The organism is Actinomadura sp. K4S16 (assembly GCF_008327685.1).
In the GTDB taxonomy this organism is placed as follows: domain Bacteria; phylum Actinomycetota; class Actinomycetes; order Streptosporangiales; family Streptosporangiaceae; genus Spirillospora.
Window position 1 is genome coordinate 176,316 of sequence record NZ_BDDE01000022.1, and the last position, 15,720, is coordinate 192,035.

At 65.5% G+C, this 15,720-nt stretch carries 7 protein-coding genes; 4 read left to right on the forward strand and 3 right to left on the reverse strand.

Annotation, left to right across the window (positions count from 1 at the left end; genetic code table 11):
• Positions 1-1,515: 1,515 nt before the first annotated feature.
• From K4S16_RS34730 to K4S16_RS34740, 3 genes are all read right to left on the reverse strand, one after another.
• Entirely contained in the window at positions 1,516-2,184 is a 669-nt protein-coding gene (locus K4S16_RS34730) for an RNA polymerase sigma factor (protein WP_149263298.1), read from the reverse strand.
• 63 nt (positions 2,185-2,247) lie between these two features.
• Complete coding sequence (locus K4S16_RS34735) at positions 2,248-3,768, reverse strand: FG-GAP-like repeat-containing protein (protein WP_149263299.1); 1,521 nt, start codon at positions 3,766-3,768, stop codon at positions 2,248-2,250.
• Positions 3,765-4,145 carry a hypothetical protein gene (locus K4S16_RS34740; protein WP_149263300.1) on the reverse strand — a complete coding sequence of 127 codons (381 nt, stop codon included), beginning with the start codon at positions 4,143-4,145 and terminating at the stop codon, positions 3,765-3,767. Before K4S16_RS34740 ends, K4S16_RS34735 begins: the two co-directional genes overlap by 4 nt.
• Positions 4,146-4,515: 370 nt before the next feature.
• Here K4S16_RS34740 and K4S16_RS34745 point away from each other — a divergent pair, with 370 nt between their 5' ends.
• The 4 genes from K4S16_RS34745 to K4S16_RS47025 all read left to right on the forward strand — a co-directional run bounded on the left by K4S16_RS34745 (position 4,516) and on the right by K4S16_RS47025 (position 15,545).
• Positions 4,516-13,218, forward strand: a complete 8,703-nt coding sequence (locus K4S16_RS34745; protein ID WP_149263301.1) for a DNRLRE domain-containing protein — start codon at positions 4,516-4,518, stop codon at positions 13,216-13,218.
• An 83-nt stretch (positions 13,219-13,301) separates the two neighbouring features.
• The gene (locus K4S16_RS34750; RefSeq protein WP_149263302.1) at positions 13,302-14,378 is read left to right on the forward strand and encodes an SMI1/KNR4 family protein; all 1,077 of its coding nucleotides are present in this window, start codon (positions 13,302-13,304) and stop codon (positions 14,376-14,378) included.
• A gap of 642 nt (positions 14,379-15,020) precedes the next feature.
• On the forward strand, positions 15,021-15,254 hold the full coding sequence (locus tag K4S16_RS47020) for an RtcB family protein (RefSeq protein ID WP_160161131.1): 234 nt from the start codon (positions 15,021-15,023) through the stop codon (positions 15,252-15,254).
• Positions 15,255-15,290: 36 nt separating this feature from the next.
• Positions 15,291-15,545, forward strand: a complete 255-nt coding sequence (locus tag K4S16_RS47025; protein ID WP_375708358.1) for a transposase — start codon at positions 15,291-15,293, stop codon at positions 15,543-15,545.
• Positions 15,546-15,720 lie beyond the last annotated feature (175 nt).

A 15,720-nucleotide genomic window follows, 5' to 3' on the forward strand; every position in this document is an offset into this window, starting at 1 on the left:
GTCGAAGGGCTGGTACCAACTGTCGCGGCAGATCATGCTGCGGACGTGCTTGAACCAGCCCTACGACCAACTCTTCGAACGGCACACCCTCTACGGGTTGATTCATCGCCGTGGGTCCGCTGCGCTCAGGCCCGCCGCTGACGGACTGAGGCAGCGGCGAGTTGCCCCAGTGAGGCACCTACCGCCAGCGTCACCACGGTGCCCATTGGTCCCGGTGCTCCCTGCAGCAGGAACGCAAACCCTCCGCATGCATTGATCACATGCGCTAACGGGACCGGCCAGGCCGGAACCTCGTCGACTTGCAGTGTCAGCTTCATCTCGCCTTCCGCACGGTCTTGGGATCCATGACGGGGCGCCGACCGACCGCATCCCACCGACCAGATCTCCCACAACCGGGCCGAGCGGAGGAGGCACCTTGCGCATCATCGTGGCCTACGTCATGGAAGCGCGGAAGGGCTTGATGGGGGTATTTACGTATCTGCACACACTGTTACGCGCCTGACCAGGGCAGACGTAACCGGCCGTTGTAAAAATCTGTCTACTGCCGTCTCTTCGGGTAATCGTTACGCTGATCAGCTGCGCAGAAGGCAGGGTTCGCCACGATGCCACCGGGCCGGAACTCGGGGGATCGTAGACCTCAGTCGCTTGGACGCCCCTTCGGTCTTGGGATCCGATGACAGCGCACCGACGGCCATGACGGGGTCAAGCCCGGACTCCCACCCGGGCTCCCCGTCCTCCACAACATCCATCGGGCGGTGGCCCCGAACAACGGCTACCGTGGGTCACGTGTTGTCGAGGCGGCAGGCTGTCAATTGCGGGAGAGCGTAACGGGTTCGATCTTCCCCAAGCTGTGCCGTGGTGGGGCGAAGGGCGCTCGCTGACCAGCGGCGATGGCGAGAAGCGGCTTGTCCTGGCCCTGATCGGTCGTGTTCACACCGAAGAGGCCACTGGTTCGAACCCAGTATCGCCCACGTTTCCCCAGCTCAGAGGTCTGCTCTCGAAGAGAGCGGGCCTCTTCGGCGTTTTCGAGGCGTCGAAGAGGCCACGCGTTCGAACTGGTGCGCATCGCCGTCTCACAGGCCCTCCTCGACTCTGAGGGAGGGCCTTCCTGATCCACTGGGAGGAATCTGGGAGATCATCTTTCTCCCACCTCGAACGAGGCCACAGGGATGGCTCTCGCCCGGTGTCCTGCTCGCTGGTGCGTGGGGTGCTCTCCGGCCGCCAGGCCCTCTAGCTGTGGCGGCAGCCCGGAGCCTCGTCGTCAGCCTGCGACTTCTCGGGCCGCTTCCCGGTCGGCCGTTCCATCTGGAGGGTGGAGTTGTCTGCGGACCTCCTATTGCCGACGTCCTCGAGAGGGTTCGAATCTGGTCTCCATCTGGTGGTCCGGGTGGGCGACCGCGGCGAACCGCCAGCCCACCGGGCCGTTATGGCTGCCGACCGGTGGGCTGCGCGGTAGTGCTGGGAGTCCGTTGCTGGTGCTCGGGGTGGGCGATGTAACGGAGGCGTCTCGGCGGGTTAGGGGTTGGGGTCTAACTGGTGGGCGTGGTGGGTGAGTTTGCGGAGTCCGCGGTGGGTGGCGGTGCGGATGGCGCCGGGTTCTTTGCCGAGGATGTGGCCGGCTTCGGTGGCGGTGAAGCCCATGATGCGGCGTAGCAGAACGGCTTCGGCTTCGCTTTGGGGGAGGGTGGTGATGAGGAGGAGAGCGGTTTGCCAAGCGAGGCGGCTGAGGGCATCGGTTTCGGTGTTGTGGTGGTTGGAGCGGTCCTGCAGTTCCTCGATGGGGATATGGGTGTGGGGTCGGCGTTGCTGGTGGCGGATGTGGTCGAGGGCGCGGTTGCGGGCGATGGTGATGGCCCAGGAGCGCCATTTGTGCCAGGTGCCGTGGAAGGCGGTCAGGTCGCGTCCGATCTGGAGCCAGGTTTCCGCGGCGACGTCTTCGGCTTCTGTGTGGACGAGTGTGCGCAGGTAGCGCAGCAGGCGGGGGTTGAGGTCGTCGTAGAGGACTTTGAAGGCGTGCTGGTCTCCGCGCTGGGCGGATCGCAGCGCCCAGGTCAGGTCCGGGCGGTCGGGCGGCTGGACGGGGTCGGGTGCCGGGGTGCGGTGGGCTTTCTGCGGGCGGGTGGGGCGCGCCCGGGGCGGGGTGTCGGGGGCGTGGTGGGTTTGTTCGTGTTCGTCGACAGGCATGGGGGCGGTGCCTTGCTGCGGGGGAGGAGCTGGGCACGGGGCAGGGGTGGGTTCGGTGGCCGGTCAGGGGGCCAGGACGCGTCCGGCGTAGGAGGTGGTGCCGAGGCCGAGGGCGCTGCCGAGGTAGGCGGTGCCGGTGGTGGCGGGTGGCATGGTGGCGGCGCCGAGGAGGTGGCTGATGCCGCCGTCTCCGGTGTTCTCGCCTTCGACGCCGGTCGCGGTGTCGGCGTGGCCGTCGTTGTCGGTGTCGGCGAGTGCGACGGCGGAGCCGAACTCGTCGCCTGTTTCGGCGCCTCCGGGGACTTGGCCGAGGTCTTGGTGGATGAGGACGGACCCGGTGCCGGTCAGGCCGGTGGAGCTGCCGTAGAGCAGGAGGGCTGTGCCGGCGTCGGTGCGCAGCGCGGTGTTGGTGATGTCCTTGTGCGGGATGCCGGTGTAGACGTCGTCGTAGCCGTCGTTGTTGACGTCTCCAGCGGCGACGGACAGGCCCATGTCGTCACCGTCGGCGCCGGTGCCGGGGACGCCTGTGGTGTCTTGGGTGATGGTGGTGCGGCGGCTGGTGGCGGTGATGCCGGTCGGGCCGCCGTAGTAAGCGGTGACGGCGCCGCCGATGGTGGTGGTGGCGTTGTCGGAGGCGATTGGCTGGCCTGCGATGACGTCGGCGTAGCCGTCGTGGTCGAGGTCGCCTGAGGCCAGGGCGCGGCCTCCGCCGGGGATGGCGGTGAGTGCGTCGTAGTCCAGTCCTGCGGTGGAGCCGGGGATGGTGACCAGGCTGGTGCGGCCGTCGGTGCCGAGGTAGGTGATGGCCAGGTCGGTGTAGCCGTCGCCGTTGATGTCGGCGGCCGTCGAGCGGGTGACGGTTCCGGTGGTGGAGGCGGCGTTGAGCGTGGAGCGGGGGATGGCGCGGTAGCGTCCGCGGGTTCCCGGACGCAGCTCGGTGCCGCCTGATCCGCTGTTCTGGGCCCCGGCGAGTGTGGCCGTGGTGGCTCCGTCGTAGTAGGGCTGGACGATGCCGCTGGCGGTGAGGGCGGCCAGGTCGTTGCTGCCGTTGCCGTTGAAGTCGCCGATGGACAGCGCTTCGGCGAAGCGGTCCCCGGGGCCGCGTGCGTCCACGGGCAGGCCGATCCCGGCGGTGGTGGCGAAGCCGGTGGCGCCGCCGTAGAGCAGGATCGCCGAGCCCGCGTCGGTGATGGTGTCGAGGTCTTCGCCGGGCTGCCCGACCACCAGGTCGGCGTAGCCGTCACCGTTCAGGTCGCCGGTGGCAATGGCGGTGCCGAAGGCGTCGCCTGCTTCGGAGACCCCGGGCACGTTGGGGCTCTCCTGGTTCAGCACGACGGCCCGGGTGGTGGTGATGCCGCCCGGGGCGCCGTGGACGACGGTGACCGAGCCGGCTTCGGCCTGTCCGTTGGCGGTGGCCGCCGGGGCGCCGACGACCAGGTCCTGGTAGCCGTCGTGGTCGAAGTCGCTGGTCGGTGCGGTGGCGGGCTGGGCGGCGCGGGCGGTCGGCCCGGTGATCGTCATGGTGGTGGTCAGTGTGGCCGTGAGCGCGGCGGTCATGGCGGCGATCAGCGGGCGAGCCCTCACCTTTTGTCCTCCTTGGGGATCCGGGTAACGGGCTGTCGTTCGACGCCGCACTTTCGGTATATCGAAAGCTTCGGATCGCCCGGTGCCCGGTAATTCCAGGTTTTAACACGAACTCCATCATTGATCCATTGCCGGATTGGCATGATTGTTCCGCTGGGTTCGTTGCGAAAAACAGGTCCAAGTGATCTAGGTTGATGTTCGCGCGCCGGGGCCAGTGGTGTCTCTCTCTGTTTCGGCACGTCAGAAGGGTCTTCAAGAAAATTTCCGGGTTCGATGTGACGTTCGCCTATGGGGTGACGCTTACCTGGGAGGACGATCGCACGATCGCGGTGGCCGATGTCGGCATCCCCTGGTGGCAGGGGGTTGACGGAGATCATCCGGCCGTGCATCGTCCAAGGCGGAACGGCTTCGCCCGGCTCGGGAGTCGCCGTTCCGGTGATGGTGCGATGTGCCGTGGGGGAGCGCGTCCTCAAGCTTTCTTTGGAGGTTCGACGAGTCCCCGACGGGGATTGAAGGCCAGGTAATAAAGCGTCTTAACCGCCATCTGCCCTGTTAAGCCGCCGCTGTTCTCCTAGCGGTATCGCATTTTTGTGGACCAAGGTCTCTGCGTTCAATCCTGCCCGGAGATCTGCCTTGCTGTGCGTTTCTCCGGTTGCGGCCGTCGAACGTCGTGCCTTCGGCGGCCGGGTGTGAAGGGACCCCTTTGTGGTGAGCAGGTTTCGCAGGCTCCTGGCAGGAATCCTGGTCGTGGTTCTGGCGCTGGCGCTGGCACCGCCGGCCAGAGCGCAGCAGCCCGCCGCGGGCGCCGAGGTGTCCGACCCGGGAGACGGATGGAAGCCCGAGAGCAAACGCAACGCCTGGGACCGCTTCAAAGGCTGGTTCGGCGATAACGACCCCAAGCCGCGCAGACTGCCGGCCGGTGGTGTGCCCCGCAACGACCCGGCACCGGCCAGGAAGAAGGCGGCACCGGCCAAGCGCGTCAAGGAGCTGACGGGCCGCCGGACGGCGAACGCCAAAGTGTACGAGTTGTCGGACGGCAGGCTGCAGAAGGAGTTGTCGGCCGTCCCGCTGCACTACCGCGGCAAGGACGGCGACTGGCACGACATCGACCCGCGCATCAAACCGGCCGACCGCAAGGGCTTCGTCTACGGCAACCAGACCAACACCTTCCACAGCTTCTTCAGCACCCGCCCCGACGAACTGGTCACCTTCGACGCCAACGGAGCGAGCCTGACGCTCGGGACCCCGCAGGCCACGCCGGACAAGCCCAAGGCCACCGGCAACACCGTCACCTACCAGGGCCTGCTCGGCGACGGCGCGGACGTGTCCTATGAGATCGCCCGGGACGCGCTGAAGGAGAAGATCGTCCTGGACGCGCCGCCCAAGGACGGCACCTACAGCTTCACCGTCAAGGCCGCCGGAGTGCGGGCCTGGCAGCGCCCGGACGGTGCGATCGCCTTCTACAAGGGCGACTTCGACGGCCGTCCGGTCTTCGTAATGCCCAAGCCGTTCATGTACGACTCCAAGGCTGATGCCGCGTCCCCGTACGGGAAGGCCTGGAGCCCGAAGGTCACCCAGTCGATGCGGTGGGACGCCAAAGCCGGGCTGCTGCACATCACCGTCCGAGCCGACAAGACCTGGCTGAACGACGCCAAGCGCACCTACCCGGTGGTGATCGACCCCACCATCAAGATCGCGCCGACGCCCACCCAGTCGCAGGACACCATGATCTCCTCCGACGGGCCGACCCAGAACTACGACGACACCTGGCGGCTGTCGGTCGGCACCACCAACACCGGCAAATCCCGCGCGCTGCTGAAGTTCCCCCTGGACCAGATTCCGGCCGGCACTCAGATCGACTCGGCGCAACTGCAGCTGTACTACGACCAGAACCACACCAGCTCCGCCAATGCCGTCACCCTGGAGGCCCGGCGCGCCACAGCGGCGTGGGACGAGACCACCGCGACCTGGAACAGCGCCAACGCGATCACCGGCGAGCTGAGCGGCAACACCGAGCAGGTCGACGACGGCGACCCCGGCAAGACCGCGCTCAACGGCACCTGGACCCGGCTGAACACCTTCGACGGCAGCGCCGTCGGCAACGACCTGTACACCTCCAAGAACGCCACCACCGGCGACTCCTACACCTGGGTGCCCCGGGTCACCGAGACCGGCACCTACCAGGTGCAGGCGCACTACAAGCAGTACGACGACGCCGCCACCACCGCCCCCTACACCGTCACCTACAACGGCGGCAGCAAGCTCTACCCGATCGACCAGTCCGCCGGGACCAAGGCCGCGGGCGTGTGGAAGACCCTCGGCTCACACCCCTTCGCCGCCGGAACGCAAGGATCGGTGAAGCTCGGCGACGTCTCCGACTCCTCCAAACGCGTGATCGCCGACGCCGTCCGGCTGTACAGGGAAGGCACCGCCGTCCGCCCGGCCGGCGACGACGCCTCGGCATGGCATTCCTTCTCGGTCCGCGACACCGTGCAGCACTGGCTGGACGGCTCCCAACCCAACCACGGGTTCGTCATCAAAGCCCGCGACGAGAACACCCTCGGACAGGGCGGGCCCAGGTATGAGGGCAGCCTGTTCTTCTACAACGGCGAGACCGCGACCTACCCCAAACTCGTCGTCACCTACGGCCGCCCCGGCGTCGAGGTCAACTCCCCGACCACCATCCACGCCACCGGCGCCGATCTGACCTGGCCCGCCTACAACGACCCCTCGACGTCGGCCGACGACGACATCGTGGAGTACCAGGTCCACCGCTCGGTGTGGCAGACCTTCACCCCCTCCCAGGCCACACTCATCGCGCCGGTGTCCAAGGACGTCCGCACCTACACCGACACCACCGCCCAACCCACCCCCGCCGACAGCACCGACCCGTTCGGCAACTCCTACTACTACATGGTCGCCGTCAAAACCCGCGACGGAAAGATCACCCCGGGCCCGACCCAGCTCGCCCGCCTGCCCAAGGCCGGACGCGCCTACCGGATCTACCAGTCCGGCGTCACCGACACCACCCTCACCGCCTCCCGCCCGGACGACAACCAAGACGTCCTGGCCGGCGAACCCTGGCTGATGGTCGGCAACAACAGCGCCACCTACGGCACCTCCCGCGCCGTACTGAAATTCCCCGCCCTATCCGACATCCCTACCACCGCAAGCGTTCTGGACGCCCAAGTACGGCTGTGGAGCGCGGGAGTCGACCCCGGCGGAACCGCCACCTATGAGCTGCGCGGCCTGACCCGCGGCTTCACCGAAACGACCGCGACCTGGAACAAGGCCGACGCCACCACCTCCTGGACCACACCGGGCGGCGACATGGACACCACCGTGTCCGGCACCGGAAGCAACTGGAGCAACGACCCGCAACAGCGTGTCCTCAACGCGACCTCGCTGGCGCAGAAATGGGTCGCCGACCCGGCCTCCAACAAGGGCGCCATCGTCAAGCTCGCCAACGAGTCCACACCCGCCGAACGCGCGATCTTCACCTCCAGCGAAGGCCGCGAACCCCAACTGCGCCCCCAGCTGGTCGTCACCTATCTGGAGACCACGCCGGAGAACACCTACTACGTTCCCGCGACTCCCGCCAAGGTGGCGCCCGACTCCACCCAGACCGTCGACGTCACCCTCACCAACACCACCACCTCAACCTGGAACCAGGCCGACTGGGTGCTGTCCTACCGCTGGAGCCGCCCCGACGGGTCCCCCGTCACCGTGCAGCAGACCCACACCGCACTGCCCAAGAACCTGGTCCCCGGCGACGCCGTCACCGTCCAGGCCCAGGTCAAAGCGCCACCGGCGTCCATCGAGGGCAACAAACGCGTCGACCACGTCCTGGAATGGGACATGTGGAACACCACGACCAGCACCTGGCTGTCGTCCGGCACAGCGGCAGCGGCCCGCGCCGCCGCGGTGGACAAGGTCGGCGCGCTCAAGCAGAGCCTGGCCGTCGAAGAATCCACCTCCGACCAGGTCGGACTGGAGAAGTTCTACGCCTACGCCGGCAAGAACACCGGCGCCGGCTCCACGGTCATGAACAACCTGCACGCCGGGAACGCGGTCTGGCAGTACAACGCCTTCACCAACCCCTCCCGCGGCCTGGCCACCTTCCTGCGCCTTGCCTACAACTCCAAGGACACCTCCGACACCGTCGCCGGCTACGGCTGGTCCATCCAAGCGTCCTCACCGATGCGGCTCGGCAGCCCCGTCGACCCCCACCCCAACACCAAGGGACGCACCGTCTCCCTCACCGACGGCGACGGCACCACCCACACCTTCACCCTCGACGACAAAGGCAACACCGATCCCGCCGACGACGAATACGTCGCCCCCGCGGGCGTGCACTACTACCTGCAACGCCTCGCCGAATGCAAACCCAAAGACGAGATATCGCGCGCCTGGGTGATGACCCGCCCCGACCGCACCCAGTTCTTCTTCGACTGCGACGGCTACATCTCCTCCATCGAGGACAACAACGGCAACCGAATGGACTTCACCTACGAAGTCCGCCGCTCCCAGAACAAGCCCACCAAATTCCTGCGCTACATCACCGACCCCACCGGCCGGCAAACCCTCACCATCGACTACTGGGCCAAGGGCCAGGACTACTCCTACATCGACGACACCACCTGGGAGAAGAAGACCGGCACCGGCCTGACCAACCCCCACATCATCGACCACGTCAAGACCATCACCGACATCTCCGGCCGCACCCTAACCTTCACCTACTCCGACAAAGGCCTCCTCGGAGAACTCGTCGACGGCGCCGGCTCCTCCCAGCCCAAGGTGTTCGGATTCCAGTACGACGCCACCCAGGGCAACAAGAACGTCAAACTCATCAAAGTCACCGACCCCCGCGGCCACGCCACCAACCTGGCCTACTACGACACCCCCGAAGACGACCCCAAATTTAAATGGTCACTGAAGACCATCACCGACCGGCTGAACAACTCCACTTCTTACGCCTACACGGACCCTGACGGCACCCAAGGCCAGCAGGTTCAGACCGTCGTCACCGACGCTGAAAACCACGCCACCACCTACCTGATGGACGGCAAAGGCCGCCCCATACAAAGCACCAACGCCAAACGACAGACAACCAAACTCGGCTGGGACGACGACAACAACGTCACCCGCCTCGAAGAACCTCCCGCCACCACCGGCGCCACTCCAGCGATCTCGACATGGTCTTACGACCCCAAGACCGGCTACCCCACAGAGATCAAAGATGCCGAAGCCGTCAAGAACGCCTGGAGCGGTACCACTCTCACGTACCAGACCGGCCTCAACGGCCACATCGCAGACCTGATTGCCAAGAAAAGCCCCGAGGGGCGGCTTTGGACCTTCGCCTACTCCGCTGAGGGGAGCCTGAGCGCGGTCACTGACCCCCTCGGAAATGCCACCCCAGAAGACGGCGACTACACCGCCACCTATACCTACGACACCTGGGGCCAACTTGAGACGGCCACCGATGCCAACGACCACACCACCAGGCACTCAGATTTCGATGCATCCGGTTACCCGCAGAAGATGACCGACCCGCTTGGCAACGTCACCACCTTCGAGTACGACGTGCGAGGCAACGTCACCAAACTCACAGACGCCCGCGGGAAGGCCACGACGCAGGGATACGACGAGTTCAGCAGGTCGCTGGAGAACAGATCCCCCAAGGACCAGTCGGCTGGCGAGTACATCGTCACGGCGGCACCGCTCTATGACCCCAATGACAACGTTTTGCGGCAGTATGCGCCCAACGGAACTGCTGCGGCGGCGACCTACGACGCCGTCGATCAGGTCACTCAAGTGGTCGAACCGGAGGACGAGCCCGGCGACCCCGAGCGCAGGACCACCTACACCTATGACAGGAACGGCAACCTCACGTCAGAGACCGAGCCCAAGGGGAACTTGACGGACGAGCCGGGGGACTACACCACGACCTACGGCTACGACGAGATTGAAAGGCTCACCTCGGTCACCAACGCCGAAGGTCACAAGCTCTCCTACGCCTACGACGACGCGGGAAACGTGACCACCCTTGTGGACCCGCGCAAGAACGCCACTCCGGCTACTGACGACTACACCACCAAGTACACCTACGACCTGGCACATCGGGTGACGGCCACGACCAACGCGGCTGGAGGGATCCGCGAAACAGGTTACGACCGCGACGGCCTGGCCACGAACACGACGGACGAGGACGGCAACGACACGCTCGTCACGCTGAACCCCCGCGGGAACCCGACAGAGGTCAGGATCCCGCACCGAAAGGACGGCGACACCGTCGTCTACCGCACGACCCGGTATGAGTACGACCAGGTTGGCAACCGCACCAAGATCATCACCCCCCGCGGTGTCGCGACCGCTGATGACCCCGACGACTTTGTGCAGCAGATCGTCTATGACGAACTGAACCGGGTCAAAGAAGAGATCTACGGCTACGACGCGGACGACCCGCGTTACAACCGTCCCGACAGGACTATCCGGGCCTACGACGCGGTCGGCAACCTGACCAAGGTCAGCTCACCGCCCTCAAGCGGCCAGACGGTACGCAACGACACCGTTTACACCCACTACGACAACGGCTGGATCAAGACCTCGCGAGACCCGTGGGACATCACTACCTCGTACGAGTACGACGCGCTCGGGCAGCCCACGAAGAACACTCTCACCGGCGCCGGCGGGTCGCCCAGCCGCGTGATGAGCTGGACCTATTACCCGGACGGTAAGCCAAGGACACGGACCGATGACGGCGTGCCGGTAGGAGGGCACTCCGTCCTGGTCGACAATTCCGACTTCAACAACACCCGTGTAGCGGGCACGTGGACAGCCTCCTCGCAAGGCGAAGGACTTTACGGACCGAATTTCCACACCAAGCCCGCGGGGGACGGGTCCGGCCAGTTCCAGTGGGGGCTGAACATCCCGCAGTCCGGCGAGTACGAGGTCTTCGTCCGCTACCCCGACGTGGCGAATGCAGCGCCGGACGCCGAATTGAAGATCGACCATAAGACCGGAACCGCAGCAAAGACCATCGACCAGAAAGCGCAGCCGGGGCAGTGGATCAGCCTCGGACGATACCAGTTCGACGAGGGCACCACGCACCGGGTCATCCTAACGGACAAGGCCACTCCCGGGACGACTGTGGTCGCCGACTCCGTGAGGCTGGTCCGTGACAACAGCGGCGACGCCGACACCGAGGGAAAGCATTTCGAGTACCGCTACGATCCGAACGCAAACCTTATCTCGATCAGCGATTCGAGCTCCAATGCGAGGGTCGACGACTATGCGGTCACATACACCCGTCTGAATCAGGTATCTAAGGTCGAAGAGAGGCTCAACGGCGTTTTGGAGAACGCCACGTCGTTCACCTACGACGAGAACGGTCAGCCCAAGACGCAGAAGCACGACCGGGAGTACGCGACCTTCGAGTACGACGTCCGTGACCTGCCGGCGAGGGTCAGCCACGCGAATTCAGAGTCCGACCCCACCCCGAAACTGACGACGTTCACCTACACGGCGCGGGGGCAGCGGCTGCACCAGGTCAAGGGCAACGGCAACACCGTCGATTTCGACTACTATCTCGACGGCTTGATCAGGCAGCAGACAGAGAAGAAGAACGACGGCACTGTTGTTTCCGAACACTCCCTCGACTACGACCTCAACGGGCAGCGCAGCCGAGATGTGGGCCGGAAGCTGAACGCCGATACCCCTAACGCGTACCTCACGACAACCGCCGACTACACCTACGACCCGCGTGACCGGGTGGCCAGGGTGGTCAAGACCGGCGCAGGCGCGGGAACCGAGACCTATGTTCATGACGCGAACAATAACGTCATCGAGCAAACGGTTAACGAAGTCACGACCACGTACGACTATGACCGGAACCGACTTCTCACCTCGGCCTCCGGCGGCGTCGTCGGCACGTACAACTACGACCCCTTCGGCAGGATCGACACCGTCACGGCCGCTGGGCGCATCATCGAGCGCAATAAATACGACGGATTCGACCGCATCATCGAAAAGCAGACCCAGGGCGGGACCGGGAGCCTGTCCAGCACCCACTACACCTACGACCCGCTCGACCGCACCAGCTCCAGGACCACCGGCGTGGGCGGAGACAGCGAGAAGACCACCACTTACCACTACCTCGGGCTGTCGGCTGAGGTTCTCACCGAAGAGTCCGCTGGCGAGATCACCAAGTCCTACCAGCACAGCCCGTGGGGTGAACGGCTGTCCCAGGTGAAGCACGGCTCCGATGCGGGCGAGGGCGGCTACTACGGCTATAACGCTCACGGCGATGTCGAGACGCTTACTGATCAGGCCGGCGGAACCAAAGCCACCTACGGCTACACCGCCTACGGCTCCGGCGAGGACGCCGAAACCACGGGCATCGACAAACCTGATCCCCAGGACCCGACCAAGGAGCCTTACAACCCTTACAGGTTCAACGCCAAGCGCTGGGACTCCGCTTCTCGCGATTACGACATGGGGTTCCGCGACTACGACCCCGGCCTGAACCGCTTCCTAACGCGAGACATGTACACCGGTGCCCTGGACGACCTGGACCTGGGAACCGATCCGTGGACCAGCAACCGGTACGCCTTCGCGGGCGGAAACCCGGTCAACCTCATCGAGTTGGACGGGCACGACCCGCACGGCTGCGCTCCGACCGACGACGCGTCGTCGCGCGCCTGCCACGAGCGCGGAAGGGAGGCGTACTACGCCGAACGCACTCGGCAGGGGCTGCCCAACCCCGGCGACCTCGAGAAACTAAACGATCCCGACCTGTCCAACCCCCCGCCGGGGATGACTTCTGAGCAGGCGAACCAAGCCGCGGGCTTCATTCTCGGCGCCAGCCTCTCCACGCTCGCCGGTCACCTGCAGAAGATGTCAGGCCCGCAACGCGGCAACTTCGCTGTCCTGCTGTCCCGCGTCACCGTTCAGACCTCCGACGGCCCGGTTCCTCGGGTTGTCGCGTTCACTAGCAAGTCCGGTCTGCCGAAGGACTTGGAGAGAGACCTGACCAGGCTTGGGGTGACGATCTACAAGGCGCCAGGAGCGCCGTCTGGCAGCACCGCAGGGCATGCGGAGCGAGCAGCGGCGGACTTCCGCGCCAACGTAGCCCAGCAGATCAGGGACCTGGGCGGTCGTATCATCAGCGTGCATACCGCGTTCACGACCAGCCGGATCTGCTCCCGGCAGTGCGAGGGCAACATCAACAAGTTCATCGGGGATCCGGCCAAGAGCGTGAAGATGGGATCGAATGGCATGGTCGAGGGAACCCAGGTCACCGGGCAACTGCTCAAGAACCTACGAACAGCGTTCGGGCTTAGCGGCAAAACTGCCACCTGGGTTACGGCGCGCAGTTACTGGGGAGGCATGTTCTCTCGAGGATCTGGAGGCGGCCGCGCTGGCAGCGGTGGTTTCAGGGGCCGCCGTTAGCTGATCGACCGCTCCACGCCGGGGAGGGGATGAGTCTATCCCTCCCCGGCCGAAACCCGCACAGCCGAACTGAGGATGGACACATGACCGAGGACGAGATCGTCGAAATGATCCAGCGCCTGCCCGGTTTGCTGCCACCAGCACCACCCGAGGCGGTCGCCGAGGCCGAGCGAGCACTTGGTCATCCACTGCCGCCGCTGCTTCGAAGGCTATACCTCGAGGGTGCAAACGGCGGCTTCGGTCCTCGGGAAGGGGTTCTCGGTCTGGCCGGCAGCGACTATGAGCACCACCCTGACTGGGCCCACATCACTGAGATCAGTGAAGCGTTTAATGAGGATGGAGCGTATCAGGGATTGCTGTGGTTGTTCGAATGGGGCTGCGGAATCTGGTCCGTCGTCGATTGTCGTGATCCATCCGGCCCGATGTGGGGTTGGGATCCCAACGGACCGGAGGATGCCGACTTCACTTGCCTTTTCCCGCAGAATATGACTTTCGAAGAATGGCTAACCGAGTCACTCAGTGGAGCCCTCGAGAAAGCCTTCGAGACGTCCAGTCTCCAGGCCATCGCCGAGCGGCGCCGAGTGCCTGATGACCCAAAGATTCTTCCCCGTGTCGACGCAGTCGACCGGCTGGCCGATACCGAGATCATGGCGGCCGCCGCCAAACATGGCTCCCTGCCGCCGCCCGCCTCGGCTTCGGCGGTTGCCGATGCCGAACAGAAGATCGGCCACCGTCTGCCCGTCCTGCTTCGCCGTCTCTATACCGAGGTGGCGAACGGAGGCTTCGGGCCCAAAGGCGGCGTCCTCGGCGTGCCCGGAACGCTGGCCCAGGACCACTGGACCGATCTAGTGAACCAGTACGACCTGTTCAGTTCAGGTGAAGAGCAGTTGGTCCCCAACGGCATGGTCTGGTTGTGCGACTGGGGAAGCGCCGTCTGGCTGCTCGTCGACTGCCGAGACGATCGGGGCTCTATCTGGGTTTGGGATCCAATGGGGCCATACCCGCGCGACGAATCTATCGATGCCGATCACGATGATGCCTTGTTCCCTCTGCACTTGTCCATGTCGGAGTGGCTGGGCATTGCGCTGTCCGGAACCTTTGACGACATGCCCGCGTCGGGTTTCCGTACGATGGCGCGCCGACTTGGTGAGAAGGCGTAGACGCAAGGGGCTTGAGTTCGTAACTCCCATAGGGGTGCCGCTTCTTGATCAAGGGAAGCCGCGCAGATGAGCGTCGATTTTATGGGCTGTACGGGGTTTGGTGTAGCACGGTCGGGCCAATGCCTATTGGCCGCACGCGGGAAGGCATGCGCTCGGCCCACTGTGCAGCGGCCCGGACCTCCACGGCTACGGTGGGTTACACGCTCTCGATCCCAGCAGGATGCTAGTTTCGGGAGGGTGTAACAGACTCGATCCTCCTTGAGGCGCGCTGTGACGTGGTGAAGGACGTCGCTTGACCTGCGGCGATGTCGGGAGGCGACAAGGCTTGGGCTCCATTGATCGTGTTCACACCGAAGAGGCCACTGGTTCGAACCCAGTATCGCCCACCCCAAGTTTCCGCAGGTCAGAGCGTCGCCAGTGGCGCGATCTTGCGTGTCCCGATGACCGCTTCGTAGTCTCGGGAGCCAGTTTCGGGAGCCACCGTACGCTTCGCAGATTCACGAAGCGCTCACCCAGACGGTCGATCATCCTGAGTGCACCATCTGAGGCCGGGGCCGGCGGCGAAAGCCATGCTGGCTGCCTTGAGAATCCTGGGGCCCGCTGCGGGTCGGCGTTCTCCGCTGGGGTACGCCGACATGGTCGGTGGACCGTACGCGATATGGGGCGAGCCGGACATCGTGCCCGGGTAGATGCGGGGCGGCCAGTTACATCCTGCGCGGGCACAGCAATCCGCGGACCCTGGCCAGCGCGTGTCACGGCGCTGGCGGCCGAGTGCCGCGCGGCGCGGCGTCCCGCGCGAACGACACCGAGCTCGACGCGTTCCTCACGCATCGCTTCTGCTATTTGCACTTGGTCGAGTGGCGTCCACCGCTCTAGTAGAGAAGTCGATCAGGGTCGCGCTGTGACTGCGTGATGTCGTGCGCTGGTTCATGCAGGGGTGGCGACGGCTCGGACGTCGTGCAACCCCGGGGCCTGATCGACGATGAGTGGGCGCTGGGGAGTAGTTGCTTTCCCGCGCCTGGCGGCGGGCGCCGTCCGGAGGAGCACTTGCGGCGTGAGGTCGTAGGGGCGGTGTACGTGGTGCGCACCGGCTGCGCTTGGCGGCAGCTGCCTGCTGGCTCCCTGCCTGGCGGGCTGTGTGCTGGCACTTCGTGCGGTGGGGGATAGCAGGGGGCTATGCTGCGGATGCTGGACGTGCTGCGGCAGCAGGTCCGGCGGGATAAGGGCCGGGGTGCCGAGCCCAGCGTGGGCATCATCGACTCCCAGAGCGTCAAGGCAGCTGAGAATGTCGGCCGGGACACGCGCGGGTATGACGTGGGCGAGAAGGTGGCCGGATGCAAGG